26 protein-coding genes and 2 pseudogenes are annotated in these 23,526 nt (G+C 71.1%); 16 read left to right on the forward strand and 12 right to left on the reverse strand.

Annotated elements, in window-relative coordinates; all coding sequences use genetic code 11:
• Positions 1-145: 145 nt before the first annotated feature.
• A pseudogene (locus ACFC2L_RS13580) lies at positions 146-709 on the reverse strand (aldo/keto reductase); the annotation flags it as partial.
• Between the two features lie 26 nt (positions 710-735).
• Here ACFC2L_RS13580 and ACFC2L_RS13585 point away from each other — a divergent pair.
• The 9 genes from ACFC2L_RS13585 to ACFC2L_RS13625 all read left to right on the forward strand — a co-directional run bounded on the left by ACFC2L_RS13585 (position 736) and on the right by ACFC2L_RS13625 (position 8,057).
• Positions 736-2,130 carry a recombinase family protein gene (locus tag ACFC2L_RS13585; protein ID WP_375824825.1) on the forward strand — a complete coding sequence of 465 codons (1,395 nt, stop codon included), beginning with the start codon at positions 736-738 and terminating at the stop codon, positions 2,128-2,130.
• Positions 2,131-2,425: 295 nt separating this feature from the next.
• Positions 2,426-2,863: a helix-turn-helix transcriptional regulator gene (locus tag ACFC2L_RS13590; protein ID WP_375824826.1), complete on the forward strand. Its 438-nt coding sequence runs from the start codon at positions 2,426-2,428 to the stop codon at positions 2,861-2,863.
• A gap of 490 nt (positions 2,864-3,353) precedes the next feature.
• Positions 3,354-3,752, forward strand: coding sequence for a hypothetical protein (locus tag ACFC2L_RS13595; protein WP_375824827.1), 399 nt, complete (start codon positions 3,354-3,356; stop codon positions 3,750-3,752).
• A 7-nt stretch (positions 3,753-3,759) separates the two neighbouring features.
• Positions 3,760-5,034, forward strand: a complete 1,275-nt coding sequence (locus ACFC2L_RS13600; protein ID WP_375824828.1) for an AAA family ATPase — start codon at positions 3,760-3,762, stop codon at positions 5,032-5,034.
• 135 nt (positions 5,035-5,169) lie between these two features.
• The gene (locus ACFC2L_RS13605; RefSeq protein WP_375824829.1) at positions 5,170-5,361 is read left to right on the forward strand and encodes a hypothetical protein; all 192 of its coding nucleotides are present in this window, start codon (positions 5,170-5,172) and stop codon (positions 5,359-5,361) included.
• Positions 5,362-5,408: 47 nt separating this feature from the next.
• Entirely contained in the window at positions 5,409-5,921 is a 513-nt protein-coding gene (locus ACFC2L_RS13610) for a hypothetical protein (protein WP_375824830.1), read from the forward strand.
• 84 nt (positions 5,922-6,005) lie between these two features.
• Entirely contained in the window at positions 6,006-6,830 is an 825-nt protein-coding gene (locus ACFC2L_RS13615) for an HK97 family phage prohead protease (protein ID WP_375824831.1), read from the forward strand.
• A gap of 32 nt (positions 6,831-6,862) precedes the next feature.
• Positions 6,863-7,459 carry a hypothetical protein gene (locus tag ACFC2L_RS13620; protein WP_375824832.1) on the forward strand — a complete coding sequence of 199 codons (597 nt, stop codon included), beginning with the start codon at positions 6,863-6,865 and terminating at the stop codon, positions 7,457-7,459.
• Between the two features lie 52 nt (positions 7,460-7,511).
• Complete coding sequence (locus ACFC2L_RS13625; RefSeq protein WP_375824833.1) at positions 7,512-8,057, forward strand: hypothetical protein; 546 nt, start codon at positions 7,512-7,514, stop codon at positions 8,055-8,057.
• 231 nt (positions 8,058-8,288) lie between these two features.
• Here ACFC2L_RS13625 and ACFC2L_RS13630 read toward each other — a convergent pair whose 3' ends face one another.
• From ACFC2L_RS13630 to ACFC2L_RS13640, 3 genes and pseudogenes are all read right to left on the reverse strand, one after another.
• On the reverse strand, positions 8,289-8,486 hold the full coding sequence (locus tag ACFC2L_RS13630; protein ID WP_375824834.1) for a hypothetical protein: 198 nt from the start codon (positions 8,484-8,486) through the stop codon (positions 8,289-8,291).
• Between the two features lie 269 nt (positions 8,487-8,755).
• Positions 8,756-9,217: pseudogene (locus ACFC2L_RS13635) on the reverse strand (aldo/keto reductase); the annotation flags it as partial.
• 46 nt (positions 9,218-9,263) lie between these two features.
• Entirely contained in the window at positions 9,264-9,854 is a 591-nt protein-coding gene (locus tag ACFC2L_RS13640; protein ID WP_375824835.1) for a DUF3043 domain-containing protein, read from the reverse strand.
• A gap of 113 nt (positions 9,855-9,967) precedes the next feature.
• Here ACFC2L_RS13640 and ACFC2L_RS13645 point away from each other — a divergent pair, with 113 nt between their 5' ends.
• On the forward strand, positions 9,968-11,383 hold the full coding sequence (locus tag ACFC2L_RS13645) for a dipeptidase (RefSeq protein ID WP_375824955.1): 1,416 nt from the start codon (positions 9,968-9,970) through the stop codon (positions 11,381-11,383).
• Between the two features lie 40 nt (positions 11,384-11,423).
• Here ACFC2L_RS13645 and ACFC2L_RS13650 read toward each other — a convergent pair whose 3' ends face one another.
• Together ACFC2L_RS13650 and ACFC2L_RS13655 are read right to left on the reverse strand one after the other, a co-directional pair.
• Complete coding sequence (locus ACFC2L_RS13650) at positions 11,424-12,245, reverse strand: hypothetical protein (protein ID WP_375824836.1); 822 nt, start codon at positions 12,243-12,245, stop codon at positions 11,424-11,426.
• Positions 12,246-12,294: 49 nt separating this feature from the next.
• On the reverse strand, positions 12,295-12,825 hold the full coding sequence (locus ACFC2L_RS13655; RefSeq protein ID WP_375824837.1) for an acyl-CoA thioesterase: 531 nt from the start codon (positions 12,823-12,825) through the stop codon (positions 12,295-12,297).
• A 95-nt stretch (positions 12,826-12,920) separates the two neighbouring features.
• Here ACFC2L_RS13655 and ACFC2L_RS13660 point away from each other — a divergent pair, with 95 nt between their 5' ends.
• Entirely contained in the window at positions 12,921-13,316 is a 396-nt protein-coding gene (locus ACFC2L_RS13660; protein WP_375824838.1) for a DUF3817 domain-containing protein, read from the forward strand.
• A 28-nt stretch (positions 13,317-13,344) separates the two neighbouring features.
• On the opposite strand, the gene ACFC2L_RS13665 is transcribed toward ACFC2L_RS13660, so the two are convergent.
• Together ACFC2L_RS13665 and nadA are read right to left on the reverse strand one after the other, a co-directional pair.
• Positions 13,345-13,944: a DJ-1/PfpI family protein gene (locus tag ACFC2L_RS13665; RefSeq protein ID WP_064316583.1), complete on the reverse strand. Its 600-nt coding sequence runs from the start codon at positions 13,942-13,944 to the stop codon at positions 13,345-13,347.
• 52 nt (positions 13,945-13,996) lie between these two features.
• The gene (gene nadA, locus ACFC2L_RS13670) at positions 13,997-15,205 is read right to left on the reverse strand and encodes a quinolinate synthase NadA (RefSeq protein WP_375824956.1); all 1,209 of its coding nucleotides are present in this window, start codon (positions 15,203-15,205) and stop codon (positions 13,997-13,999) included.
• Between the two features lie 114 nt (positions 15,206-15,319).
• On the opposite strand from nadA, the gene ACFC2L_RS13675 reads away from it, so the two are divergent.
• Positions 15,320-16,537: a glycerate kinase gene (locus ACFC2L_RS13675; RefSeq protein WP_375824839.1), complete on the forward strand. Its 1,218-nt coding sequence runs from the start codon at positions 15,320-15,322 to the stop codon at positions 16,535-16,537.
• A 13-nt stretch (positions 16,538-16,550) separates the two neighbouring features.
• On the opposite strand, the gene ACFC2L_RS13680 is transcribed toward ACFC2L_RS13675, so the two are convergent.
• Positions 16,551-16,979, reverse strand: a complete 429-nt coding sequence (locus tag ACFC2L_RS13680) for a VOC family protein (RefSeq protein ID WP_375824840.1) — start codon at positions 16,977-16,979, stop codon at positions 16,551-16,553.
• A 191-nt stretch (positions 16,980-17,170) separates the two neighbouring features.
• Here ACFC2L_RS13680 and erpA point away from each other — a divergent pair, with 191 nt between their 5' ends.
• Positions 17,171-17,521 (forward strand): iron-sulfur cluster insertion protein ErpA, encoded by a 351-nt coding sequence (erpA, locus tag ACFC2L_RS13685; protein WP_047234275.1) that lies wholly within the window; start codon positions 17,171-17,173, stop codon positions 17,519-17,521.
• Positions 17,522-17,626: 105 nt separating this feature from the next.
• Here the strand turns inward: erpA and ACFC2L_RS13690 are convergent, their stop codons facing one another.
• Both ACFC2L_RS13690 and ACFC2L_RS13695 read right to left on the reverse strand, forming a co-directional pair.
• Positions 17,627-17,869 (reverse strand): sulfurtransferase TusA family protein, encoded by a 243-nt coding sequence (locus ACFC2L_RS13690; RefSeq protein ID WP_375824841.1) that lies wholly within the window; start codon positions 17,867-17,869, stop codon positions 17,627-17,629.
• A 17-nt stretch (positions 17,870-17,886) separates the two neighbouring features.
• Complete coding sequence (locus ACFC2L_RS13695) at positions 17,887-19,032, reverse strand: cysteine desulfurase family protein (protein WP_375824842.1); 1,146 nt, start codon at positions 19,030-19,032, stop codon at positions 17,887-17,889.
• 400 nt (positions 19,033-19,432) lie between these two features.
• On the opposite strand from ACFC2L_RS13695, the gene coxB reads away from it, so the two are divergent.
• The 3 genes from coxB to ACFC2L_RS13710 are packed head-to-tail and all read left to right on the forward strand — an operon-like array spanning position 19,433 to position 22,571.
• On the forward strand, positions 19,433-20,353 hold the full coding sequence (coxB, locus tag ACFC2L_RS13700) for a cytochrome c oxidase subunit II (protein WP_375824843.1): 921 nt from the start codon (positions 19,433-19,435) through the stop codon (positions 20,351-20,353).
• Complete coding sequence (gene ctaD, locus ACFC2L_RS13705; protein WP_375824844.1) at positions 20,353-22,176, forward strand: cytochrome c oxidase subunit I; 1,824 nt, start codon at positions 20,353-20,355, stop codon at positions 22,174-22,176. Before coxB ends, ctaD begins: the two co-directional genes overlap by 1 nt.
• Positions 22,173-22,571: a cytochrome c oxidase subunit 4 gene (locus tag ACFC2L_RS13710; protein WP_375824845.1), complete on the forward strand. Its 399-nt coding sequence runs from the start codon at positions 22,173-22,175 to the stop codon at positions 22,569-22,571. Before ctaD ends, ACFC2L_RS13710 begins: the two co-directional genes overlap by 4 nt.
• Before the next feature lie 253 nt (positions 22,572-22,824).
• Here ACFC2L_RS13710 and ACFC2L_RS13715 read toward each other — a convergent pair whose 3' ends face one another.
• A complete protein-coding gene (locus ACFC2L_RS13715; protein WP_053369073.1) occupies positions 22,825-23,451 on the reverse strand; it encodes a superoxide dismutase in 627 nt (208 codons plus the stop codon).
• Positions 23,452-23,526 lie beyond the last annotated feature (75 nt).

Consider the following 23,526-nt stretch of genomic DNA (forward strand, 5'->3'; position numbering starts at 1 on the left):
CCACCCCGCCGCAGAACTGGCCGGAGCGCTCGCTGCCGAACCGGTCGCGGCTGCCGAGGGCGACGACCCACGGGTGGTCGTCGACGCTGGCGAGGCTGCCGCCGACCACGACGCTGTCGGCCGTCGCCGCGCGCGGGCGCCGGACTCAGACGACGCGCGTCTGCGGCGCGTTCTCGGCGGTCTTGCCCGGGTCGCGCTCGACGGCGTCCCCGAGGACGTCGTCGATGCGCGCCAGGAGCTCGGCGGGGATCGTGACGCCCGACGCCTTGACGTTCTCGGCGACCTGCTCGGGCCGCGACGCGCCGACGAGGGCCGCCGCGACGTTGTCGTTCTGCAGGACCCACGCGACGGCGAGCTGCGGCATGGTGAGCCCCAGCTCGTCCGCGACCGGCTTGAGGCCCTGCACGCGCGTGAGGACGTCGTCCGACATGAACTGGCTGATGCCGCCGCGGCCTGCCTTCTCGTCGGCCGCGCGCGACCCCGCAGGGGCCGCCTGGCCGGGCAGGTACTTGCCCGAGAGCACCCCCTGGGCCATCGGGGACCAGACGATCTGGGACAGCCCCAGCTCGCGCGAGGTCGGCACGACCTCGTCCTCGATGACGCGCCACAGCATCGAGTACTGCGGCTGGGAGGAGATGAGCTGGAAGCCCAGCTCCTTCGCGAGCGCGGCGCCGGCGCGGATCTGGTCGGCGGTCCACTCGGACACGCCGAATGGTCACTAGTAGCCTTACGTTTATGAAGAGGAATCGTGCAGTCATCTACGCCAGACAGTCGCTCGATCGTGCAGGAGAGGGCGCGGCTGTGGCTCGTCAGATCGCAGAGTGCCGCGCGCTCGCCGAGGCGCGGGGCTGGGACGTCGTCGAGGAGCTGATCGACAACGACGTGAGCGCATCGACCGGGGTCGCTCGTCCCGCGTACTCAACGCTCCTGGACCGCATCCGGTCGGGCGCGACGGACTACGTCATCGTGTGGCACATGGACCGTCTGACGCGTCGCATCATCGACCTGGAAGACGTCATCGCCGTGACGGAGACGTCGGGTATCAAGTTCGCGACCGTGACGGGCGACGTCGACCTCTCGACCGACACGGGACGACTGATGGCACGAGTCATGGCGTCGTTCGCCCGCGCCGAAGTCGAGCGGAAGAGTGCCCGCCAGCGAGCGGCGAACCGTCAGCGTGCGTCGCAGGGGGTGGCGCGGTGGCTTCGTCGCCCGTTCGGGTACGACCGGGGCGCGGACGGCGCGGTCGTCATCGTGGATGCGGAAGCGCAAGCGATCCGGGAGGGCGCGGCGGCGGTCCTTGGGGGCGCGTCGCTCGCGTCGGTCGCTCGTGACTGGAATGAGCGCGGGCTACTGACGACGGGCGGGGTGCCGTGGCGTAACGGGTATGTGCGGCGCGTTTTCCTCAATCCTCGTCACGCGGGACGGAACGTGTATCTCGGGGACGATGTCGGAGAGGGTGACTGGACGGCGATTCTCGACGACGAGACGCACCAGCGGTTGGTGGAGTTGCTGACGGACCCGTCGCGACGTAGCACGAGGTCGAACGCCGCTAAGCACCTGCTCTCGGGCATCGCGCGGTGTGGAGTGTGCGACGCTCCGCTGAAGGGGGCGGGTGCGTCGTCCGGGGAGAGGCGCTGGTCGGTCTACAGGTGCCCCGAGTATCACCTGACGCGTAAGTGTGCTGTGGTCGACGTCGCGGTCACGGATGCCCTGCTGGCGCGTATGAGCGCACCCGACGCGGCCGCGCTGCTCGCTCCCGTGGGAGTGGACGTGGACGCGTTGCGCGCCGACTACGACGAGCGTCGTCATCGCCGCGATGACCTCGCGGCGCTGCTCGCGGAAGGGCTGTTGGGCGCGGACGCCGTGCGCGAGCAGTCGGAGCGGTTGACGGCGGAGATGGACGACATCGCTCGCCGGGTGAGCGCAACGACGGGGACGCACCCAGCGTTCGCGCTCACGGGCGGGGACGCGTCCGCCGTGTGGAACAGCATGGACCTCGCCCAGCGGCGTGACGCGGTGCGGTCGGTGATGGTGCCGCGCGTGGTCGTGATCGGCCGGGGGAGCGTCAAGGGTGGCGCGGCGAATGACGATCCGCGACGTCACGTCGACATTGACTGGACGATCTGACGGGTTATCCACATATCCACAACCGCGGGACGGTCGAGCGCGCGCGGCGTCTCCCGTCAGATCGCGGCTGCGTGTGTGAATGTTTCGTGAACGAAGCGTGATGGCTGACGCCCTCTGGCACCTCCTGGCACTCCAATTGACGCTACCGAACGTCGTATGACGTCGTTTACGTTCGCGTCGGCTCTCGGGGACCCCGAGCATCGAATCTCCCACTCTTGAATGGTCGTCGCCGGACGCGCATGATCGACCCAGCGCAAATCCGTGCGATAGCCATTACGAAAGCGGAGGGGAAGTCATGGGAGCGACGCGACTCGACGTAGCCGATATCTCGCAAGAGGTGATGATGACGCGGGCGGAGTTCGCCGCGCTCGTCCGCAAGTCTCCGGGCACCGTCGCCCGTTGGGAGCGCGAGGGCAGTGGCCCTCCCGTCGTCCGTGTAGGAGGTCGCCCGCTGTACTCCCGGGCCAGCGTTTCGGCGTGGCTCGACGCACACACGAAAACGCCCGTGAATGTCGAGACGCGTTCGGCTGCCATCGCGTCGGGCGACGCCTTCGCGCCCGTCGAAAAAATGAGCAAGCAGGACCGAGAAATCGAAGCGTGGCGCTCGTCGCCGAAGTATCAAGAATGGCTCCGGGAGACCGTCGCGGAGGCCCCGCCGCTCAACCCGAGTCAGATTGCGGCGCTGCGAATGGCTGGCTTCAACTTTGACGAGTCGACGGGCGGTGCGTCGTGACAGGCGGGACGGCGGACCGGAACTCACCGGCTGAGAAAGTTCCGGCCCGCCGAACCCAGGACATCATTCCCGTTGAGCGCGCGATGAGCGGTCGCGACGCTCCGCCTGTCACGGTAGCCGCGATCCGTGCCTCACGGACGGAGAGGGACCGGGCGGCCGCACGGGCGAGCGCGAAGGCGCGGCGCATCGACGACCGGCGACGCGCGCACCAGGAGCTAAACCGGCTGTTGGGCGTCGGGAAGCACGACCGCGAGGACCGCCCCAGGGCGCCGTGGATCGCCGCTACAGACTTGTTCACGCCCCGGCAAGTCACGATGTACGAGACGGGCCGTAGGGTCGCCCAGATCGCCTCTGGGCCGTCCTGGGTTGAGGTCTGCGAGCGCCGGGGCGACCGCGAGCGTGCGGCCCGTGGTCGTCAGGTCCTCGCGCCCATCGAGGCATCGATGCGGGCGCACGCTGCGACGACGCAGGCACGGCGACGGAGCAGGTCGTGACGCCCCGGAAGAAAGCGGAACGGACGCGTGAGGACGTCTGGCGCGCGCACGACACCGGACGCACCGGCGCGGACCGGATCGCGTACCGGCTGCTCGACCAGCACGGCGACCGGCTGCGGTTCATCCCCGGGCAGGGCTGGCACGTCCGGCAACACGGAACGTTCCTGCCCGACACGACCGGCAGCGCGCGGCTGCTCGTGCTCGACACGCTCACGGCGGCGCTCGACGAGGCCGACACCCTGCCCGAACCCGAGAGCGCGGACCTGCGCCTGGCCGTGCTGCGCTGCTCGACCGCGGCCGGGATCGGACGCGTCCTACGCATCGCGTCCAGCCTGCCGCCGTTCCTGTCCGGACCAGGGCCACGCTCCCCGAGCACCGACGACGAGACCAGGTGAGCAGCCCATGAACGACCAGACGTCACCCCTCCCGTACGGAACACCGATCGGGAGCTTGCCGCGACGACGCGACGACGACCCGTGGTCCGATCCCGGACCCGTACCGGTCGACGGTCAACCCCGACAGGCCGGCGAACCCCTCGTGCGCGTACCCGTCCCGGCGAGCACCGAGGCTGCCGGTTCGTCGGTTCTGACGGTTCAGTCGGTTACCCGGGACAGGGTGGCGGCGTCCGCACCGACCGCCGCCCAAACCACCGTCGAGACCGAGACCTCCACCGTCGAGACGTACGCCGCGAGCCTGCCAGCAGCGGAACGGGACCGCCTGCTCAGCCTCGTCAAGCACGGCGCCGACCTCAACGGAAGGAAGTTCCCGCCGCTACGGTTCGTCGTGGACGGCATCATGCCGGAAGGGCTGGGCCTGCTCATCGGCGCCCCCAAGGCAGGCAAGTCATGGGCCGCGCTCGGCATCGCGCTCGCCATCGCCTACGGCGGCACCGCGCTCGGCGGCGTCCGCGTCGAGCAAGGCCGTGTCCTCTACCTCGCGATGGAGGACAGCGACCGGCGCATCCAAGACCGGTGCAGACGCCTGCTCGACGGACAACCCATCCCCGACGGATTCGACTACGTGACGATCCCGCCCCCGCCCGCCGACGTGCGCGGCCTCGTCGCGACCTGGCTCGACCAGTACCCGCGCGGCGTCGTCATCATCGACACGCTAGGTAAGGTCATGCCGCCCGCCCTGGGCGGCGAGTCCGCCTATGAACGTGACTACCGAGTGGTTGGGACGTTCAAGCGGCTAGCCGACGAGCACCCCGGCTCGGCCGTCATCATCGTTCACCACGACCGCAAGGCGTCGAGCGAGGATTTCGTGGACGCCGTGTCCGGCACGCACGGCCTGGCCGGGGCAGCCGACTTCATCGTCGTTCTGGACCGCAAGCGCAACGAGACCGCCGCGCTGCTGAAAGTCACCGGCCGAGACGTGCCCGAACACGAGTACGCCGTCGACATCGACCAGGGCCGGTGGACGCTGCGAGACGGCGACCTCGCAGACGCCGCCGCAGCCGCAGCCGCAGTCCGAGCGACAGCCGGGGTCGGTTCACGGTCACGCGACGTCATCGCTCACGTGCTCGCCGCCGACGGGCCTGTGACACCCGCCGAGGTCGCAGCAGCAGTTGGGATCGACGCCAAGACCGCCGGGACGTATCTACGACGCGCCGTCGAGCGCGAGGTACTCACGCACGCGGAGCGCGGACTCTACGCCGCACCGCCCCCACCCCCCTAGGGGTGTGTTGTAAGTGTTGTTTTGTTGTCTCCCGAAAACTACAAAACGACAGAAACAACACCCCCCTAGGGGTGCAGGGCGGATCAGAAAGCACCCGAAGCTCCTACACTCCCGACGACGAACAGGACTCATCCCATGAGCACGAGCAGTCACGACGACGCCACCCGGCGCGCACTCGAAGCCGGTATCACCGGCTGCCCCGACTGCAACTCGCACGACATCGTCACCGAGAACCCGAACGACTCGGGAATTCTCGACGTCTGGATCAGGCACGAAGAATCCTGCCCGACTCTCGCCATACTCCGCGCGCACGGACTCGCGGAATAGAAAACCCGACCCTCGCCCAATCCGGAGAATGAGGAGAAGATTCACTCATGAGCACAAAGACGATTACCCCACCGGCTGGATACCCGGGCACCGAATGGCGCGCCGACGAGCACGACCCGTTCTGGGTACCCCCGCATCTGCGCGCGGTCTACGCCGCAACCGAAGCGACCGAGGAAATGCACGCCACGGCCATTCCCCGCGGCGTCGGCGTCGCGCCCTACACAAAGTGGGCGCACATGCACCGGCTCCGCGCCGCGCACCAACACCAGACGAGCAAGCTCCGCGCCGCCCAGGACGAAGCACGCAAGACCCCGTGTCCCGTGTGCGGGCAGCGTCTCGAGTCGTACCAGATGGTCAAGGTCCGAACAGGTCGCCGCTACGACACTCGCGTATCCCGGGCCGTGCCTGAGGTCGTGCACGCGTGCGCGGACTGTGCGCCCGTCCTCACCGTCGCGATGCTCGGCGCGACCGTGCTACCCGACGGCCGTACACGCGCCGCCGCGGCTGCCGCGTTCGCCGACGACTGGGCGAACCGCGACATCGTCGGCGTCGTCGCCTAGCTCCACGTGACGGGACGCATTCTCTGGACCAGGGAACAACCGAACAGACCGGCAATGCCCGACCGTCACGAGAGGCGAAGCATCATGACCGTCACCCTGGACCGGCCACCCGCCACCGGCACGAGCACGACCCCGCCCGTCCGCACCCTCGACGTCCTGTGCGTCCCGTACGGCGAAGTCACGTACGCCGTCGACATTCCCGGCCACAAGGGCGAACAGTTCGCAGACGACGCGTTCGCGCACCTCGTCAACGCCGGACCCGCGCACTGGGGAAGAATCCGCCTCACAGACTCCCACCTCGACGGTGAGAAGCGCCGCCCCGTCGCGCGCGCCACATTCTTCACCGAAACCGAGGCGGGACTCTTCGGCACCTTCCGATTCTTCAACACGCCCGAAGGGCGGTCCGCATTCGAAAACACGCGCGAAGGAACCTACGGCGGCGTCTCCATCGGATTCTTCAACGGCCAATTCCGCGACCTGCCGGGCAGTATCCGCGAAGTCACGCGCGCCGACCTCGCGCACGTCTCACTGGTCGACCTGCCCGCCTATGACGGCGCCGTCATCATCGGCATGACCGAGAACGGCAACGACGTCCCCCTCACGACCACGCCACGCATGGTCCTTCCCCTGCGCGCCGCTACCGCGACGAAGACGACCCGGCCACGACACACGGCCCCGCGCGTCACACCCAGCCGCGACCAACTCCTAATCCCGCCACGCACCCCGGCCCAGATCAGAGCCGACGAAGACGCCAAGCTCCAGCGAGACGTCAAGATGGAAGCCATGCTGCACGGGCGATGGAACGCCAAGGCGCGTGTCATGGTCGAGCGCGCACGACGCAAGGGCGCAAGCATCGCAGAGCAGCGGCAGGTCTGGGACCTCCACACCGACGATCTGCCCTGGCGGTAGCGGCCGGTCCGTCGGCGGGTACGCTCCCCGTCATGAACGCTGCGAACTGGATTGCGTTGGTCGCCGTGATCGTCAGCCCGCTTGTGAGCATCTACGTCGTCCGCACATCTGGTCGCCGCGAGGATGAGCGTGAGAGTCAACGACGCCTCGACGCACTGGATTATGAGGGGAGGAGCAGGCAGGATCGACGGAAGGAACACTGGCTCGACCTAAAGCGGGAAGCGTATACGAAACTACGCGGAGCAATGGATGACTTCGACGAACTCTACTGGCGCATGACTCAATTGCCGTGGAACAAGACGTCCAAGCGTATTTTCGAGAGCGTCGATCGAGCGCTCGCGGCGCGTGACGGGATGAGGTCTGCGCTTCGAGAGTTGGAGTTCCTCGCTCCAGAGGCCATTACCGACCTCGCTCGCGAGTACACGCGTCATGTTTGGCGTACGTACGAGGAGACGTCTTCCATGGACATACTCTTCAGCGAGAACCCGAAAGCTGGGGCAATTATTCACAATGCTCCGAAGAGGTTGAGCGACGAGGAATTTAGCGTACGCGAAACGCGAAGGCTTGAGATTCAGCGCGACCTATTCGCGATGATGCGTCGTGACCTCGGCTTCGACATCCCAGTTTGAGGCGCGACCGCATGGATGGATGCCGGTGGAGCAGACGGTTACGCTCCGCACCATGGAACTACGCGAGTGGTTGCCCCTCGTCGTCTCGGGCGTGCTCGGCCTCGCAGGCATCATCGCCGGTCTCTGGGGCACGCTCGCCAACCTGCGCGCCCAGGACCGACGCGACAAGCGAGCAGCGGCAGAACGAAGCGAGCAGGCAGACCGTGACATCGAAGCCGCGCGCCGAGCCCACCTGCTCGACGAACGCCGCGTCGCGTATGCCGAACTAGCGACGGTTGCGGGTCGCTGGGTGGACAAACTCATCAGGCGAGGGACCAACGAGGACGAGCTAACACTGGACCGTTCGCTGTCTCACCTTGGACCGATCGGTCGCTCCGACACCCTGTGGCACGACAGCGCTGCGGCATTCGCAACGGTTCGAGTCGTCGGGCGCGCGCAAATCGGCTATGAGGCACAAGCTCTCGAAACGGAACTCCGGGCGCTCGACGCGGGCGACGGCTGGTCGAAATCAACTCCACAACGACTGTCCGACCTTCAAGCCACATACGAGTTGCTCGTTTACCACATGCAGGAGGACCTCTCCTCCGACGGCGCGTAGTCGACCAGAATTACGGATCTATCTCGCGATGTCATTTCGACGACCGCAAACGGATTTCAAGACTTGCTAGTTTTTTGAGTTGAGATCGCCGTCTGCCAGAGCATCTGTTTCCCGTTTGTGTTCGGGTTTTGCGTCGAACCCCTCCCGAACATGACGAATCCCGCGATCTACGCCGATGTGATCGCGGGATATCGAGAAGTGGCGCCGTGTGACGCCTCGCAGGGGTTGACGCTATGCGCGTCCGATCCTGGCGTCGACGCGTGCGCGCGTGTAGGCGCGGTGTGCGGAGTCTGCGAGCGTGCGGAGTGCTGCTGCGCCCTCGTGGTCGCCGGACTGTTCGGCGGCGTTGGCGTCGGCGCGGTGCTTCGCGACGATGCGTGCGCGGCGGGCTGCGATGCGGTCCGCCTGTGTCGTGGTGATCGTGTCCATGGGATGCCTCCGTGGTCGGTCGTGAGCGCGTCACGGTAGGCGGGTCTGCTGGGGGCGTTTCTGGGGCCGGGGGAGTTGCTAGCTCTTTCGTCGGCTCAGCCGCGCGTGACCTCGGTCACGGAGAGTGTGGGCATCTTCGGCATGCTCCCTCGTCGAGGGCGGTCGCCTGTCGCGACCGAAGTGCTGGAACTCCAACGATCCGCGCATACCGTGTCACCGCTGCTCACGGGCGTATAGGACCGTTCGTAGGCGTAAGGCGCCTAACAACCCTTCGTGACGCCGATGTACAGGGCCTTGCCCTGCCGGACGATGTCCGCGAACGCCTGCATCGTCTCCTCGAGCGGCGTCTCCGTGTCGTACCGGTGCGCCTGGTAGAGGTCGACGTAGTCGGTGCCGAGGCGCTGGAGCGAGCCGTTGATCGACTCCATGACGTGCTTGCGGGACAGGCCCGTGTCGTTGGGGCCGCCGGGGCCGGTCGGCCAGTAGACCTTCGTGAAGATCTCCAGCGACTCGCGACGCTGTCCCTTGAGCGCGTCGCCGAGGACCTGCTCGGCCTTCGTGTTCGCGTAGACGTCTGCGGTGTCGAACGTCGAGATGCCGGCGTCGAGCGCCGCGTGGACGCACGCCGTCGCGACGTCGTTCTCGACCTGGGAGCCGTGGGTGAGCCAGTTGCCGTAGGTGATCTCGGAGATCTTGAGACCCGAGTTGCCGAGGTAGCGGTAGTCGACCATGGGCTCAACCTAACCGCCGGACGGTTGCCTCAGGAACCGCTCCGGGTCACTCCGGGAAGACGCCGTGCTTCTTGTGCGTCGGCTTGGGCAGGCGCGCCCGGCGCAGCTGGAACGCCCGCATGACGGCGTACATCGTCGTGCCCTTGGGGATCTCGCCGAACTTCGCGAGCAGGCGCTTGCGCAGCCGGCGCCACATGATGAAGCCGTCCACGACCGTCAGCAGCACGATGACGTAGAGCGTCATCACCGTGAGGAACGCGAGGTCCTGGTTCTGCGCGGTGAGGAACGAGAAGACGATGAACACCAGCGCGACGGGGAGGAAGAACTCGCCGAGGTTCCAGCGCGCGTCGACGAACTCGCGCACGTAGCGCTTGACCGGGCCCTTGTCGCGCGGCGGCAGGTAGCGCTCGTCGCCCGTCTGCATCGCCTGGTACTGGCGGTCGCGCATCTCGCGCTGCTTCTCCCGCGCGGACTTGGCGGCGGCGCGACGGTCGTTCGGCACGAGGGGTCGCTTGTTCGCGGCCTCGGAGACCTTGCGCTTGGGCGTCGGGCGGCCCTTGCCGGCCTGCTCGATCTCGGCCGCCTGCTCGACAGGGTCGGGGGCGGGCGTCGCGGCGGGCTTGTTGCGGGAGAACACCCCACCAGCGTAGTCGAGCCGCGGCAGTGCCGGACGCCGCCCCCCCAGGACCGGCCCGCGCGCGGTGTCGTACGGTGCTCGTCGTGACGAACTCACCCGAACCCACCGTCCCTGTGCCCGGCACCGCGCCGGGCACGACGCCCGGTACCGCGCCCGGCCCCGATCTCGCGACCACGCTCCGCGAGACCGTCGCGCGCCTGTTCCCCGCCCTGCGTGCGGACCTCGAGTCCCTGGTGCGCGTGCCGAGCGTGTCGAACGCCGCGTTCGACCAGGCGCACGTCGCGGCGAGCGCCGACGCCGTCGCAGCGCTCCTGCGCGACGCCGGCCTGCCCGAGGTCCAGGTGCTGCGCGCCCGGGCCGCCGACGGTACGGAGGGTGCGCCCGCCGTCGTCGCGCGCCGTCCTGCGCCCGACGGCGCCCCGACCGTCCTCCTGTACGCGCACCACGACGTGCAGCCCCCGGGCGACGCCGCCGCGTGGGAGTCCGACCCGTTCGAGCCGACCGAGCGCGACGGGCGCCTGTACGGACGCGGCGCGGCGGACGACAAGGCGGGCGTCGTGGCGCACCTCGGCGCGCTCCGGGCGTTCGCCGAGCTGGGCGAGCTGCCGGTGGGCGTGACGGTGTTCGTCGAGGGCGAGGAGGAGGTCGGCTCGCCGACGTTCCTGCCCTTCCTCACGCAGTACCGCGACCTGCTCGCGGCGGACGTCATCGTCGTCGCGGACTCGTCGAACTGGAAGATCGGTGTGCCGGCGCTCACGACGTCGCTGCGCGGCCTCGTCGACTGCGAGGTCGAGGTCGCCGTGCTCGACCACGCGGTGCACTCGGGCATGTTCGGCGGTCCCGTGCTCGACGCCGTGACGCTGCTCGCGCGGCTCGTCGCGACGCTGCACGACGACGCGGGCAACGTCGCCGTGCCCGGGCTGGTCACGGCGGCCGAGCCGACGGTCGACTACGCCGAGGCCGACTTCCGCGCCGACTCGTCGCTCCTCGACGGCACGGTCCTCGCGGGGGAGGGCAGCATCGCCGGGCGGCTCTGGACCAAGCCCGCGATCGCCGTCATCGGTCTCGACGCGCCGAGCGTCGCGCACGCGTCCAACACCCTGACGCCCCGCGCGACCGCGAAGCTCTCGGTGCGGCTCGCACCGGGGCAGGACCCGGCCGCCGCGATGGCCGCGCTCCGCACGCACCTCGAGACGAACGCGCCCCTCGGCGCCCGGGTCACCGTGCGCGACGGCGAGCAGGGCAAGCCGTTCCTCGCCCCCGGCGACTCCGACGCGATGCGGGCGGCGCGGTGGGCGTTCGCGACGTCGTGGGGCACCGACCCGGTCGACATCGGCGTGGGCGGGTCGATCCCGTTCATCGCCGACCTGCTCGAGGTCTTCCCCGACGCGGCGATCCTCGTGACGGGCGTCGAGGACCCGGACTCGCGCGCGCACGGCGCCAACGAGTCGGTGCACCTCGGCGAGCTCGAGAAGGTCGTGCTCGCCGAGGCGCTCCTGCTCGCCCGGCTCGGCGGCGCGGCCGCCTGACCCGGGACCGCGCGGTCCGCGCGCGGCGGCGCTCGCCCGGTCAGCCGGGGAGCGCCGCCCGCAGGTCGGCGGCCTCGGCGAGGGTCGTCCCGACGGCGTCGCGCACCGCCGGGGCGAGGGCGCCCACCAGCGCGTCGAGGTCGTCGAGGTGCGTGCGGGCCGCGTCGGGGTCGCCCGCGCGGACGGCGAGCTCGGCCAGGTAGGTGAGCGCGCGCACGCGGTCGGCGGCGTCGGCGTCGTCCCCGGCGCGCCGCAGCGCGCCCGCGAGGATCTTGCGCGCCTGGACGGGGTCGCCGTGCGAGTCGGCCTGCACGACGGCGTCGTCCAGCGCCCGCGCGAGCCGCCCCGCGGGGCGGGCGGCGTAGGCGTCGACGGCGGACGCCCCGGCCGCGTCCGTGGTCGGCGCCGCCGCGGCGGGGGAGCGGCGCATCACGCGGACCCAGTTGCCGGCGGGGTCCACGAGGCTGAAGCCCGTCGTGCCGCCCGCGTTCGCGCGCCGCCGTGGGCGGGTGATCCGCGGGAAGCCCGTGAGCGGCAGCCGCCCGTAGCGCGCGCGCAGCCCCGCGGCGAACGCCTCGAAGACCGGCGCCGTGTCCTCCACGACGACGATGCACGTGCTGTAGCTGTCCTGCGGCTCGATCCCGTCGAGCCCGAAGTAGTGGATGTCCACGCCGCCGCGGCGCACCGCGAGGTACGGGTTGGGCCGGAGCTGGCGGTAGGTCACGTCGAAGCCGAGCGCGGTCCAGAAGTCGCGCAGCTCGTCGATGTCCCGGCAGGGCAGGGCCGGGACCATGGTCGCGTCGAACGGGTCGGTGGCGGGGCGGTCCGGGTGCGGATCGGGGTCAGGTGCTCGGTCGGTCACCGAGCCATCGAAGCACCCGACCCCCGCGCGGGACCAGGGTGCCGGGTGGTCAGCCGCGGTGCGCGACGTCGACCGCCCGGGACCACCGGGCGACGTCGTCCGGGAGCTCGGGAGAGACGACGTCGCCGCCCAGGAGCCCGACGACGTCGGGCGCGGCGATCCGGTCGCCGGACCCGCGCGCGAGGAACCTGCCCGCGACGAGGCCGCGCGCGCACAGGTCGCCGCCGCGCGAGAACACCTGCTCCAGGTAGACGACGCGCTCGTCCCAGCCCAGGACGCGCGTCGCGATCTCGAAGCGGTCCCACAGCTGGAGCGAGCGGCGGTACTTCATGGTCGACGCGGCGACGACGGGGTACCAGCCCTTGTCCTTGAGCAGGGGGAACCCGCCGAGGTCGGCGATGAAGTTGCTGCGCGCGACGTCCATCATCTGCAGGTAGACACCGTTGTTGACGTGCAGGTAGAAGTCGAGGTCGCCCGGGTGCACACGCATGCGGGTGACGGACGGCTCGAGGACGCCGCGGCCCGGCACGGCCTTGCGGGGCAGCGTGCTGGCGACGAGGAGCTGGATCTGGCGGGTCACCCGGGCAGGCTACTACCTCGCACCAGCGGTATCAGGTACCTCCGCCGCAGGAGTCCCGGGCGGCCCTGTCATCTGCGTGTGCGAGGATGCGCGCCGTGACGACGACGAGCCCCGCCCCTCGCCCCACCGCCACCGCCGACACCGGGTCGCCCGCGCCGGCGCACCCGTGGCAGGTCCGCGCCTTCCGCGCGGTCGCGATCGCCGAGGCGTTCTCCTGGGCCGGGCTGCTCGTCGGGATGTACCTCAAGTGGGTCGCGGGGACCACGGAGCGCGGCGTGGAGATCTTCGGCCCGGTCCACGGCGCCCTCGTGCTCGTCTACGTGGCGCTCGCCCTGCTCGTCGCCGTGCGCGTCCGCTGGTCGCTCTGGACGACGTTCCTCGCCCTGGCCGCGACGATCCCGCCGTTCTGCACCGTCGTCTTCGACGTCTGGGCGCACCGCTCGGGCCGCTACACGCACCCGGCGAGCCGGACCGAGGTCGCCGGAGCCTGATCCCGCGGGCGTCGCGACGACGCGCGCCTCAGACCGGCGGGTCGGGGTCGTACTGGATGCCGCGGCGCACGGCGCGCGCGACGTCGTCGCTCTCCAGGCGCGCGACCAGGTGCAGCGCCATGTCGATCCCCGCGGACACGCCGGCGGACGTGACGACGTCGCCGTCGTCCACGAACCGCGCCTCGGTGTCGACCACGATGCTCGGGTCGATCTCGGCGAGCTCGTCGTAGTGCTCCCAGTGGGTCGTCGCGGGCCGCCCCGCGAGCAGCCCCGCCGCGGCGAGCACGAGCGAGCCCGTGCACACGCTCGCGATGACCGGGGTCTGGGCGCGCATCGCGCGCAGCCACTCGAGGTGCACGCGGTCCGCGAGGAGCGAGCGCGTCCCCCAGCCGCCGGGGTAGACGAGCAGGTGCAGGGGCCCGACGTCGTCCGCTGAGCGGTCGGGGAGCAGCCGCAGGCCCTTGGCGAGCCGCACGCCGCCGCCGTCCCACGAGAACGTGGACACGTGCGGCTTGAGCGCCGAGTGCTCGGCCCACGCGGACAGCACCTCGAACGGCCCGGCGACGTCGAGCTCCTCCGCCTCGTCGAACACGAAGATGCCGACGTTCATGCCGTTCCCGGTGCTCATGCCTACCTCCGCGTGCCCCCGGCTGCTCGAGGGACCTCGCCCCCGTCCGGCGCTAGATGCCCGGCAGGGCGAGCATCTGGTCGAGCGCGACGCGCGCCCAGTGCGCGTCGTCGGCGTCCACGACGATCCGGTTCACCACGCGCCCCGCGACGAGCGACTCCATCGCCCACACGAGGTGCGGCAGGTCGATCCGGTTCATCGTCGAGCAGAAGCACACCGTCGAGTCGAGGTAGTGCACCTGCTTGTCCGGGTGGGCGCGCGCGACGCGGCGCACCAGGTTGAGCTCGGTCCCGATCGCCCACGACGAGCCCGGCTCCGCGGCGTCGAGCATCTTGATGATGTACTCCGTCGACCCGACGAAGTCCGCCGCCGTGACGACCTCGTGCTTGCACTCGGGGTGCACCAGCACGTTGACGTCCGGGACCGCGGCGCGCATGTCGCTCACGTTCTTCGCGGAGAACCGCCCGTGCACCGAGCAGTGCCCGCGCCACAGGATCATCCGCGCGTCGCGCAGCTCGGCGTCCGTGAGGCCGCCGTTCGGCTTGCGCGGGTCGAACACGACGCAGTCGTCGAGCGACATCGCGAGCTTGAGCACGGCCGTGTTGCGGCCCAGGTGCTGGTCGGGCAGGAACAGCACCTTGCCCGTGCCGTCCACCCCGCCCACCTGGTCGAACGCCCAGCGGAGCGCGACCTCCGCGTTCGACGACGTGCACACCGTGCCGCCGTGCCGACCCGTGAACGCCTTGATCGCGGCCGAGGAGTTCATGTACGTCACGGGGATCGTCGAGTCGGCGATGCCGACCTCCTCGAGCACGTCCCACGCGTCCTCGACCTGGTCGATCGCCGCCATGTCCGCCATCGAGCAGCCGGCCGCGAGGTCCGGCAGCACGACCTGCTGCGCGTCGGACGTGAGGATGTCCGCGCTCTCCGCCATGAAGTGCACGCCGCAGAAGAGGATGAACTCCGCCTCGGGCCGCGCCGCGGCCTCGCGCGCGAGCTTGAACGAGTCGCCCGTCACGTCGGCGAAGTCGATGACCTCGTCGCGCTGGTAGTGGTGACCGAGCACGAACGCCCGCTCGCCCAGCGCGGCACGCGCGACCCGGGCGCGCTCCACGAGGTCCGGGTCGCTCGGCGCGGGCAGCTCGCCCACGCACTCGACCCCGCGCTCGGACGCGAGGTCACGGCCCTGCCCCAGCAGGAGCAGGGCGGAAGGGCTGGGTTCGGCGAACCCGCCCTGGCGCGAGGTGTTCGGCTCGTCCACGGACGACAGCAAGGTGCTACCAGTGCTCACGGCACCATCGTCGCACAGCGCCGCCGCGGCCGAGCGGGCGTCCCGCGGGGGCCGGACGGGCGCCCGCCCTGGCACAATCCGGGCATGCGCGTGCTGCTCACCGGGTCCGCCGTCCCCCCCGCGCCCGACGGCGCCTGGCCGGCCGCGGACGCCCCGTCGCCACCCGGTCCCGCCGGGCCGACGCTCGACGACGTCGCCGGTCGGTGGGCGCCGCACGCCCAGGTCGAGACGGTGGCGCTCGCCGCGTCCGGGCCCGCGTTCCTCGAGGCGGTCGCGCCCGTCGCGCCCGAGGTCCTCGCCGGAGCGGTCCCGGGGCCGGACGGGGACGACGTCCCGGTCGCGGTCCGCCGTCGGACGCCGAGCGGGGACGGCACGGGCACGCGCCGGACCGTCTACGTCGACGCCTCCCAGGTGCCCGCCACGGGCCCCGGCGAGGTGCTCGAGGGAGACGCGGGAGCGGCGACCGTGCCCGCCCGGTCCTCGACCGCCGTCGGGCACCTCCTGGCGCTCGCGGCCGACGCCGCGCGCGGACCCGACGGGGAGCCCGGGCGGGTCGTCCTCGCCACCGGCGGGAGCACGAGCCACGACGCCGGGCTCGGGGCGCTGCTGGCGCTCGCGGGGGCGCCGTCGCTCGCCCGCGACCCGCGGACCGTCGTCCCGACCGACGTCGTGCGCGCCGCGCGGGCCGCGCTCGGCGGCGCCGACCTCGTGGCGGCCGTCGCGTCCGACGTCCCGCTGCTCGGCCTGCACGGGGCGAGCGCGGCGCTCGACGCCCGAGGCGTGGACCCCGTGGTGGCCCAGCACCTGGAGCGCGCGCTCGGCGCGGTCGCGCACGGCGTGGCGTCCGCCGTCGACCATGCGGCGGAGGCCGGGGGAGCCGGCCGCGCGCTCGCGGGTCGCGACCTCCTCGCCGCGTCGACGGCGGGCCGTCGCCTGGTGGGTCTGCCGGGGGCGGGGAGCGGCGGCGGGCTCGCCTACGCGGTCGCGGCCCTGGGCGGGCGGCTCGTGCCCGGGCGGCGCGTCGTCGCCGACGACCTGGGGCTCGACGCGCGCCTCGCGGGCGCGGACGTCGTCGTCGTGCTCGCGGACGAGCTCGGGGCCCACGAGCTGGGGGACGGGACGGTGCACGAGGTCGCCTCCCGCGCGGCCCAGCACGCGCTCCCCGTCGTCGTGGTGGCGCGCGCGGTCGTCGCCGGGCGCCGCGAGCAGGCCGCCGCGGGGCTCAGCGGCGCGTACGCGTGGGGCGACGGTGACGCGCGCGCCCTCGTGGAGCGCGTCGCGCGCACCTGGTCGCACCGCTGACGCCAGCGGCTCCTCAGCCGAGGTCGACGCTCCCGTCCGCGCGGACGGACCAGGCCGGGTTGTGCGCGACCTCCCACACCAGGCCGTTGGGGTCGGCGACGTGAGCGTGGAAGACCCCGCCGAACTCGCCCTCCTGCGGCTCCTTGCGGACGGTCCCGCCCGCGGCGACCATCGCCTGCACGAGCTCGACGACCGCGGACCGGGACCCCACGTTGTGCGACAGCGTGAGGCCCGTCGTGGCCGGGGTAGCGTCCGGGGTGCCGGCGTCGCGCGCGAAGGCCGACGCCTCGAAGAAGCCGAGGAGCTGGCCCGCCGCCGAGCGATAGAAGACGATCTCGCCGGGCACGTCGAGCTGCGCGGTCCAGCCGAGCGCGCCGTAGAAGGCCCGCGCGGCATCCAGGTCGCGCGTCGCGACCGTCACGAAGTGCAACGACTGGTCCATGCGTCTCCCGTCGGCGGGCCGCGCCACCGGTGCGGCGCGGGCTCCGTTCGACCGTACGCCGCCGGGTGGTCGTAGACTCGGGAACACGACCGGCACGAGTGGTGTTGAGGACCTGACGGGATCTCTCTCGAGAGGTCCGTAGAAGCCGGCCACCACCGGGGCAGCACTGCCCCCGACAGCGCGGAGACGAGATGAGCGAGACCACCGACATTGCCACGCACGGCGTCAACCTGACCGACGGGGCCGCGGACAAGGTCCGCACCCTCCTCGAGCAGGAGGGTCGCGACGACCTGCGCCTGCGTGTCGCGGTGCAGCCCGGCGGCTGCTCCGGCCTGATCTACCAGCTCTACTTCGACGAGCGCGTGCTCGACGGCGACGCGCTGCGCGACTACGACGGCGTCGAGGTCGTGGTCGACAAGATGAGCGTCCCGTACCTCGAGGGCGCGACGATCGACTTCGCGGACACGATCGAGAAGCAGGGCTTCACGATCGACAACCCCAACGCGGGCAGCGCCTGCGCCTGCGGCGGCTCCTTCAGCTGACCGCGCGGCGTGCCCCGCGCACGCCGTCCTGGACCGCACGAGCCCGGCCACCCGCACCGCGGGTGGCCGGGCTCGCGTCGTCCCGGCCGCGAGCCCGACGACACGTCAGGCGCCGAGCTCGACCGTGATCGCCCAGGCGTCGTCCTCGTCGTGGTCGTCGCGCGCGTGAGGGAGCGCCTCCTCGCCGACGAGCGTGTGCCCGCGCATCCGAGCCCAGGCCGGGACGTCGAGGCGCGCGGCGGGATCGGTCGACCACACCGTGAGGCGCGTGCCCGCGTGCCGGTCGCGCGCCGCCGCGGCGAGCCGGATCACCGGCAGCGGGCAGCGCAGCCCGCGCGCGTCGACCACGTCGGGAGCGTCGCCCGTCACAGGCCCTGCACCCCCAGCGTCGCGCGCACGCGCGCGACGGCCCCGGGCAGCGCGTCGAGCAGCCGGTCGACGTCTGCCTCGGTCGTCGACCGGTCGAGCGCGATGCGCACGTTCCCGTGCGTGAGCACGCCCATCGCGGCGAGGACGTGCGACGGCTCGAGCGTGCTCGACGTGCACGCGGACCCCGACCCGACGGCGACGCCCTCGCGGTCGAGGTCGGTGAGCAGCGCCTCGCCGTCCACGTAGAGGAACGAGAACGTCGCCACGTGCGGCAGGCGGTCGGCGGCGTCGCCGACCACCTCGACGTCGGGGATCTCGGCGACGCGCGCGCGGACCCGGTCGACGAGCGCGCGGCGGCGCGCGTCCTCGGCCTCCCGGTCCGCCAGCACCGCCTGGAGCGCGACGGCGGCCGCGAACGCCGCGGGCACGGACACCCCGCCGGGGGCCCACGGGTCGGGGTCCTCCGGGGAGGGGCTGCGCCGTCGGACGCGGGAGCGGACCGCGAGCACCCCGACCCCGGGACCCCCACCCCAGTCGGCCGGGTCGGCGGCGAGCGCGTCCCACGACGCGGGGACCTCGTCGTGACCGACGCTCGCCCCCGCGTCGACGAGGAGCGGGACCCCGGCCGCGCGCGCGGCGTCGTGCACCGCCCCGACGGGCTGGCGCGTGCCGACCTCGCCGTTGGCGAGCTGGAGCGCGGCGAGCGCGACGCCCGGGCGCGCGACGGCGTCGGACATCGCGGCCGCGTCGACCCGGCCGGTGCGGTCCACCCCGACGACCTCGCGCTCGAGCCCGCCGTGCTCGGCCGCGTGCAGCACGGCGGCACGCTCGACGGCGCCGACGACGACCCGTCGGCCGGTGCGTGCGCGTGCCCCGGCCAGCGCGGCGACGGCGGCGTGCAGCGACGCCGTGTGGGTGTGCGTGAAGTGCACCTCCTCCGTCCGAGCGCCGAGCGCGGCACCGACCGCCTCGCGCGCGCCGTCGAGCAGCGCGGCGGCACGACGACCCTCCGCGTGCAGGCGGCGGGGGTCGGCCCAGCCGTCGTCGAGCGCACGGTCGAAGGCCTCGCGCGCGAGCGGGTGCCAGGGCGCGCGCCCGCCGTTGTCGAGCCGGGCCCGCCGGGCGGGGGTGGTGTGTGTCACATGGTCTCCAGGGCGCTGGCGGTCGGGCCGCGATGGCGCGGCGCGGGCCGGGGATCCGGTCGACCGCGCCAGGGTGGCGCGTCGCGGGCCTCCCGCGGGGCGTCGGATCGTTGCGCTCGCGCGGACCGCGACGGGGCGTCGGTGCGAGCCCGGACGCTCCACCGGCACGGTACCGCCCTGCCGGGCGGAGCGTCGGTGTGGCAAGGATCTGACAGACCCGGCGCGGGTGTGGTGAACCCACCCTGACCGGCGACGACGTGTGCCGCATCTCGCCCGCCCGTCGCGCGTTCCGGGCCACGAAGGGCGGAATCCCGCGCTAGGCTTCGTGTGTCGAGGACGAAGGTCCTGTGCTGGGCTCGTAAAGACGGGTTCGGGCAGGACGTGACGTGAAAGGCCCCCCTTGCACTCGCAACCCCCTAGCCGCACACGGCGCACCATCCTGCGGGCGACGGCCCTCGCCGTCGCCGTCGCTGCGGTGGCGTCCGGCTGCGCCAGCGACACGGTCCAGCGCGGGTTCCTGCCCGGTTACGAGGACGGGGAGGTGACCAACCAGACCGCCCGGATCACGTCGCTGTGGACCGGCTCGTGGATCGCCGCCCTCATCGTCGGCGTCATCACGTGGGGCCTCATGCTGTGGTGCGTCGCGGCCTACCGCAAGCGCAAGGACGACCACCGGCTCCCGGTCCAGACGCGGTACCACCTGCCGCTCGAGATCATGTACACGGCCGTGCCGATCATCATGGTGCTCGTCCTGTTCTTCTACACGGACCGCGACATGACCGCGATCGTGGACAAGGACGTCGAGACGGACATGACCGTCCAGGTCATCGGCAAGCAGTGGAGCTGGGACTTCAACTACGTGGACGAGGACGTCTACGAGACCGGCCAGCACCTCGCCGACGTCGGCGGCACCATGACGGTGGACGCGGAGATCGACGGCGCGCCCGGCACGTCGGAGGCCCTGCCGACGCTGTACCTGCCGGCGGGGGAGAGCGTCCGCTTCGTCCTGGACTCGCGCGACGTGATCCACTCGTTCTGGATCCCCGCGTTCCTCTACAAGCTCGACATGATCCCGCACCGCACCAACGAGTTCGTGGTCACCCCGCAGCGCGAGGGCGTCTACGCCGGCAAGTGCGCCGAGCTCTGCGGCGAGCACCACTCGGGGATGCTCTTCAACGTCGAGATCGTCGACCGCGCCGAGTTCGACGCGCAGATGGAGGCGCTCCGCGAGAAGGGGCAGGAGGGCCAGATCCCGGTCGAGGGATTCAGCCGCCTCCAGGACCCGAACCCCGTCCCCGCTAGCACGGAGGGTGAGCACTGATGGTCGCGCAGGCCGAAGTCATCCCCGGTCTCGCCCCTCGGCGCCAGACCCTCGGTCGGACCGTGATCAAGTGGGTCACGTCCACCGACCACAAGACGATCGGGTACATGTACCTGATCACGTCGTTCATCTTCTTCTGCATCGGCGGCCTCATGGCCCTCGTGATCCGCGCGGAGCTCTTCGAGCCCGGGATCCAGCTCGTGCAGAGCAAGGAGCAGTACAACCAGCTCTTCACGATGCACGGCACGATCATGCTGCTGCTGTTCGCGACCCCGCTGTTCGCCGGGTTCGCCAACGTCATCATGCCGCTGCAGATCGGTGCGCCGGACGTCGCGTTCCCGCGACTGAACATGTTCGCGTACTGGCTCTACCTCTTCGGCGGGCTCATCGCCTCGGCCGGCTTCTTCACGCCGCAGGGCGCGGCCTCGTTCGGGTGGTTCGCCTACGCGCCGCTGTCGAACACGACGTTCAGTCCGGGTCTCGGGGGAGACCTGTGGGTGTTCGGCCTCGCGCTCGCCGGCTTCGGCACCATCCTCGGTGCCGTCAACTTCATCACCACGATCATCACCATGCGCGCGCCCGGCATGACGATGTTCCGCATGCCGATCTTCACGTGGAACACGCTCATCACGAGCCTCCTCGTGCTCATGGCGTTCCCGCCGCTGGCCGCCGCGCTCTTCGCGCTCGGCGCCGACCGGCGCCTCGGTGCCCAGATCTTCAACCCCGAGAACGGGGGAGCGATCCTCTGGCAGCACCTGTTCTGGTTCTTCGGGCACCCTGAGGTGTACATCATCGCGCTGCCGTTCTTCGGCATCGTGTCCGAGATCTTCCCGGTCTTCGCCCGCAAGCCGATCTTCGGCTACAAGGGCCTCGTCTACGCGACGATCGCCATCGCGGCGCTGTCCGTCACGGTGTGGGCCCACCACATGTACGTGACCGGCGCGGTCCTGCTGCCGTTCTTCGCGTTCATGACGATGCTCATCGCCGTCCCGACCGGCGTGAAGTTCTTCAACTGGATCGGCACGCTGTGGCGAGGCAAGCTCACGTTCGAGACACCGATGCTCTGGTCGATCGGCTTCCTCGTGACCTTCCTCTTCGGCGGTCTGACGGGCGTCATCCTGTCGAGCCCGGCCATGGACTTCCACATCTCCGACTCCTACTTCGTGGTGGCGCACTTCCACTACGTCGTGTTCGGCACCGTGGTGTTCGCGATGTTCGCGGGCTTCTACTTCTGGTGGCCCAAGTTCACCGGCCGGATGCTCAACGAGCGCCTCGGCAAGCTGCACTTCTGGCTGCTGTTCATCGGCTTCCACATGACGTTCCTCATCCAGCACTGGCTGGGCGTCGAGGGCATGCCGCGCCGCTACGCGGACTACGCGCCGTCGGACGGCTTCACGTGGGAGAACCAGGTCTCGACGGTCGGTGCGTTCATCCTCGCCGCGTCGACGCTGCCGTTCCTCTGGAACGTCTACACGACCTGGCGCAACGCGCCCAAGGTCGAGGTCGACGACCCGTGGGGCTACGGCCGCTCGCTCGAGTGGGCGACGTCCTGCCCGCCCCCGCGCCACAACTTCACGTCGCTACCGCGCATCCGCTCCGAGTCGCCCGCGTTCGACCTGCACCACCCCGAGGTCGCGGCGATGGACCACGCGGAGCCGAACCCGAACGTCCTCGAGCAGGTCTACGGCGAGGCGGACCGCCGCGGTGAGAAGAGCGTCGCGCTCGACCGCCTGAGCGGTGCGGAGACCGCGAGCGACTCCACGACGACCACGATCGTCGACGAACCGCGCACTGGCACGACCGACGAGGAGGCCGGGAAGTGAAGGTCGAGTACAAGCTGTTCATCCTGCTGGCGCCGTTCTTCGCGGTGGTGGGGCTCGTCTACGGCTTCTGGAGCCACTGGGAGCCCGTCGGCAGCGCCGCGCTGCTGCTCACTGCCGGCCTGGCCGGGATGATCGGTGCCTACCTGGCGCTGACCGCGAAGCGCATCGACGCCCGGCCCGAGGATGACCCCGAGGGCCTCATCGAGCAGGGTGCCGGCGACCAGGGCGTCTACGCCCCGTGGAGCTGGTGGCCGCTCGCGATCGCCGGCTCGGCCGCGATCGTCTTCCTCGGCCTCGCCGTCGGCTGGTGGCTCGTCTACGTCGGGTTCGCGCTCAGCGCCGTCGCCCTCGTCGGCTGGGTCTTCGAGTTCTCTCGCGGCCAGCACGCCCACTGATCGACTCCACGTCCCCTCGGGACGTCCGAACGGCCCGGTCCCCACAGGGACCGGGCCGTTCGTCGTTCGTCGACCTTCCGGACAACGTCGGACGACACCTCTGCGTGACCCCGGACTGAGCCCGACGCCGCCGCCGTCAGGCTGCCGAACACGACATGAGGGTCGTTATCCACCGGATAACGGCCCTCATGTCGTGTTCGCGGGCGGGCAGGGTCGTGCTCGCCCCCGGGGCCTAGGCCCCGGGTGGGTGTCGTCAGGCGGGGACGATGAGCCCGGCGGTCTGGGTCTTGGCGCGCTGGAGGCGGGCCTCGGCGTCGGACCAGTTGACGAGGTTCCACCAGGCGGTGACGTAGTCGGCGCGCACGTTCTGGTAGTCGAGGTAGTAGGCGTGCTCCCAGACGTCGAGCAGCACGATCGGCGTGAGGCCGAGGGTGAGGTTGCCCTGCTGGTCGTAGAGCTGGACGGTGACGAGCTTGGAGCCGATGGAGTCCCAGGCGAGGATGGCCCAGCCCGAGCCCTGGACGCCGGCGGCGACGGCGGCGAACTGCTTCTTGAAGGCGTCGAAGGAGCCGAAGTGCTCGTCGATCGCGGCGCCGATCTCGCCGGTGGGCTCGCCGCCGCCCTCGGGGGAGAGGTTGGTCCAGAAGGCGGAGTGGTTGACGTGGCCGCCGAGGTTGAACGCGAGGTTCTTCTCGTGGAGGTTGATCGCGGCGAAGTCGCCGGTCTCGCGGGCCTCGGCGAGCTTCTCCAGGGCGGTGTTCGCGCCGGTGACGTAGGCCTGGTGGTGCTTGGAGTGGTGCAGCTCCATGATCCGCCCGGAGATGTGCGGCTCGAGCGCACCGTAGTCGTAGGACAGCTCGGGCAGGGTGTAGACGGGCATCCGGAGGACCTCCTGGTACCGGGGCCGCCGGAAGGGGTCCAGCGGCCGCTGTGCGGTGAACTGGCGGTGTCTCGG

The sequence above is a fragment of the Cellulosimicrobium sp. NPDC055967 genome (genome assembly GCF_042269845.1).
Classification (GTDB): domain Bacteria; phylum Actinomycetota; class Actinomycetes; order Actinomycetales; family Cellulomonadaceae; genus Cellulosimicrobium.

Bases quoted from the DNA above. Each gene is read 5' to 3' on its own strand.
- ACFC2L_RS13625 (WP_375824833.1), top strand. From the start codon at position 7,512: ATGGAACTACGCGAGTGGTTGCCCCTCGTCGTCTCGGGCGTGCTCGGC.
- ACFC2L_RS13585 (WP_375824825.1), top strand. From the start codon at position 736: ATGAAGAGGAATCGTGCAGTCATCTACGCCAGACAGTCGCTCGATCGT.
- ACFC2L_RS13615 (WP_375824831.1), top strand. From the start codon at position 6,006: ATGACCGTCACCCTGGACCGGCCACCCGCCACCGGCACGAGCACGACC.
- ACFC2L_RS13620 (WP_375824832.1), top strand. From the start codon at position 6,863: ATGAACGCTGCGAACTGGATTGCGTTGGTCGCCGTGATCGTCAGCCCG.
- ctaD (WP_375824844.1), top strand. From the start codon at position 20,353: ATGGTCGCGCAGGCCGAAGTCATCCCCGGTCTCGCCCCTCGGCGCCAG.
- erpA (WP_047234275.1), top strand. From the start codon at position 17,171: ATGAGCGAGACCACCGACATTGCCACGCACGGCGTCAACCTGACCGAC.
- ACFC2L_RS13715 (WP_053369073.1), bottom strand. From the start codon at position 23,451: ATGCCCGTCTACACCCTGCCCGAGCTGTCCTACGACTACGGTGCGCTC.
- ACFC2L_RS13610 (WP_375824830.1), top strand. From the start codon at position 5,409: ATGAGCACAAAGACGATTACCCCACCGGCTGGATACCCGGGCACCGAA.
- ACFC2L_RS13630 (WP_375824834.1), bottom strand. From the start codon at position 8,486: ATGGACACGATCACCACGACACAGGCGGACCGCATCGCAGCCCGCCGC.
- ACFC2L_RS13675 (WP_375824839.1), top strand. From the start codon at position 15,320: ATGCGCGTGCTGCTCACCGGGTCCGCCGTCCCCCCCGCGCCCGACGGC.
- ACFC2L_RS13605 (WP_375824829.1), top strand. From the start codon at position 5,170: ATGAGCACGAGCAGTCACGACGACGCCACCCGGCGCGCACTCGAAGCC.
- ACFC2L_RS13600 (WP_375824828.1), top strand. From the start codon at position 3,760: ATGAACGACCAGACGTCACCCCTCCCGTACGGAACACCGATCGGGAGC.
- ACFC2L_RS13680 (WP_375824840.1), bottom strand. From the start codon at position 16,979: ATGGACCAGTCGTTGCACTTCGTGACGGTCGCGACGCGCGACCTGGAT.
- ACFC2L_RS13665 (WP_064316583.1), bottom strand. From the start codon at position 13,944: ATGAGCACCGGGAACGGCATGAACGTCGGCATCTTCGTGTTCGACGAG.
- ACFC2L_RS13590 (WP_375824826.1), top strand. From the start codon at position 2,426: ATGGGAGCGACGCGACTCGACGTAGCCGATATCTCGCAAGAGGTGATG.